This window comes from Phyllobacterium sp. P5_D12 (genome assembly GCF_054049495.1).
Map to the genome: position 1 here is coordinate 1 of NZ_JBFUMG010000546.1, position 2,973 is coordinate 2,973.

General features: G+C 56.6%; 2 protein-coding genes and 1 pseudogene. All 3 read left to right on the forward strand.

Annotated features, from left to right (window positions below):
• Positions 1 to 208: pseudogene (locus tag ACXJ5O_RS23260) on the forward strand (polysaccharide pyruvyl transferase family protein); the annotation flags it as partial.
• Positions 205 to 1,044, forward strand: a complete 840-nt coding sequence (locus ACXJ5O_RS23265) for a family 16 glycosylhydrolase (RefSeq protein ID WP_457301976.1) — start codon at positions 205 to 207, stop codon at positions 1,042 to 1,044. The pseudogene ACXJ5O_RS23260 and the gene ACXJ5O_RS23265, both read left to right, overlap by 4 nt.
• Entirely contained in the window at positions 1,041 to 2,810 is a 1,770-nt protein-coding gene (locus ACXJ5O_RS23270) for a CDC27 family protein (RefSeq protein WP_457301977.1), read from the forward strand. Before ACXJ5O_RS23265 ends, ACXJ5O_RS23270 begins: the two co-directional genes overlap by 4 nt.
• The last annotated feature ends 163 nt before the right edge of the window (positions 2,811 to 2,973 follow it).

Below are 2,973 nucleotides of genomic sequence, written 5' to 3' on the forward strand. Positions count from 1 at the left end.
GCCAAAGCCTGTGGCTGCACCTGCAGACAAGCCGCTCTCGGTACCCAATCTGGTGCAGGTTCCCCATAATATCCACGAAGCCGTGGCATGGTTCCGTAGCGAGATCGACTTCATGACCGGAGAGGTGGAAACCTTGCGCAACCGCGCCTGGAATCTCGAAACCAGCCTGCGCAGCCTCAAGGAAGCTCCAGCCAAGGCCGCGGTATGACGCAGAGCCGCGCGCAATTCAGCCGACGTTCCTTTCTGAGCCTCGCAGGCTTGGGAATTGCTTCGGCTGGATTGCTGAGGCGGCCTGCACTTGCTCACGCGCTTTGCTCGGATATTCCCGTTCCGCTCCAACGCGCGCGAGGCAAATGGCAACTCTCGTTCAATGATGATTTCACCGACAATGCCGCCTTCGATCAACGCTGGATCAAGGTTAGTGACAGCGGCGGAGAGACCAGGAGCATCCGGATACCCGGGAATGTTGCAATTTCGGGCGCCGGGCTTTCATTGAAACTTGGCCGCAACACGGGCAAGTTGAGTGACAAGCGGCCGTTCAGTGGCGGGTATGTGCGAACGCGTGATTTTCGCCAATGCTACGGTTATTTCGAGTGCGAAATGAAGATCGCCAATGAGCCCGGCGTCAATAACGCGTTCTGGCTTACCTCCGTGCGCGAGAGTGAAGGCGATACCCGCTTTGAGCTCGACGTGGCAGAAGCCAAGTATCCCAATCTGGTTCAAGTGACAGCGCGTCGCTGGTTACCTGACAGGCAGGTTTTATCCAAGACTTACCGCCCGCGCTTGAAACTGGCCGATGCTTTCCATCGCTACGGCATGTTGTGGAGCAAGGACCGGTTTCAGTTCTTCTTTGATGACCGGAAAATATACGAGGTTGGAAACACCTTCGCATACACGCCCGCGCAGCTTCTCTTCAGCAACGCGGTCGCGTCTTTCGCCGGTAAAGATGACGGCGATGTGAATGGCGCGGCAACCTCGGTGAAAAGCATTCGCGTATTCCAAAACAGCGAGTGGCAGGACGTGCCGCTCTGGAGGTGTTCATGAGTGATGATTTCGTTTCCACGTCGCGCGCAGACAAGAGCAAGAAATATCTCCTGGGCAAAAATGGCTGGATTTTTCTCGATCATGATTCAAATCGCGTTATCGACCAGATCACCGGTCGTCATCTGCTGGATCAGCAGGGTGTTGACGCTTGGCGAAAACTGATCCTCGAACGCGATCAATATGTAGCTTCGGTCGGTGCTCAACATCTGATGTTCGTGGCTCCGAACAAAGAGCTCGTCTATTCAGAACAACTTCCGGACTGGGTGGAAATTGCCGAACAACGCCCCATCCACCAGATCATGGCTGCCCTTGGCCCGCAACGCGCGCGGAAAATCATTTATCCTCTTGAGGCAATCCGCGCGGGGAAAATGCAAGGGTTAACCTATCCGAAAAGCGATACGCACTGGAGCGGATTTGGGGCATATATCGGCTATCAGGCCTTTTGCGCAGGCCTTTCAAATAGTGGCATCGAACCGCTGCGGGTCGAAGGCTCACGCGTGGCTTTTGAAGAGGTCCCCTATGTCGGTGATCTTGGTATCAAGTTCGAACCGCCTGTTTCTGCGCCCACTTTGTCCGCCCGCATCGAAGGCGCCGCTGGCCGCCTCGCCTTCGACAACCGCATTCCGAACCGCGGGAGGATCAGGGTTTTTGTCAACAAGGACACAACGCTGCCGCGTTGCGTGATGTTCGGCGATTCCTTTGGCGGTAACCTGTTACCTTTCCTCAAGGAGAGTTTCAGCACGCTCGTCTATGTCTACGGCAAATCATTTGATCGCGAGTTGATCGAGGCCTACCAGCCGGATGTTGTCCTGTCGCAATTCGTCGAACGCTTCTTGATCGAGCCACCCATCGATACGCCGAGCTTCACCTACGCTTCGGTGGTTCGTACCAAGCTGAAGCTTCTGTCGAAGGAAGATTTGGCATTCGCAACACAACAAGCGGCCAGCATCGAACCTGCCATCTTCCCGGTTCGCGCTGTCTATCAGGCGCTGTTGTCCGCACATAGCGGCAAAGCCATTCCTCCCGATCTTGTGGCGGAGCTGAAAAACCATCATCCGGACAATCCTGAGGCACAGCACATGGTCTCGGTCGAATTGTCCCGGCTTGGTGAGAAGCTGGATGAGGCGCGTATTTACGCGGAGCGTGCGGTCAGCTCTGAGCCGTGGAATGCGCGCTCGCGGCATCAACTGGCCTTGACCCTGATGCGGCTGGAACAGCCTGAAGAGGCTGAAGCCCAACTGCGCAAAGCCGTCGAACTCGATCGCAGCGTCGATTGGTGGAATTATCAGCTCGCGCAGGTGTTGTTTCGGCAACAGAAATACGAGCCCTGCACTGACGCCTTGCGCGAATACATTGCCCGCCGGCCAGATTCGTCCGATGCCTGGCAGTTACTCGGGCGCTGCTACGAAGCTTTGAACAATATCGAAGACGCTGCCGAAGCGTTTGTGCGCGCATCCGATGCGAAGCCCGAATGGACCTGGCCGCTGTTGAAGCTTGCCAACCTTCGCGTTCGCAACAAGACCAATCCGGAACAGGGTCTGATCGCCACAGATCGCCTGCTCGAAACTCTCTTCCATGCCCGCGAGCGCGCGGAAGTCTACATGCTGAGATCACAACTCTACGAGGTGAACGGGCAACGCGACAAGGCTATCGACGCTGCTGTTCGAAGCACCGAACTTGCGCCGGATTGGCAATGGGCCGAGAAGACGCTGGCGCGGCTGCGTGCACAAGAAACGCGCCAGGCCGGTACAGCTAAATCGAGATAGCAATATCAGCGGGATTTCTATCCAGATCGGCAGGTCGGCCAAACCGTCTGATCAAACCCTCTCGAGTGCGACGGCAATCCCTTGCCCAACGCCAATGCACATGGTGGCAAGTGCACGTCTCGCGCCGCGCAGATTGAGTTCCAGCGCGGCGGTGCCTGTGATG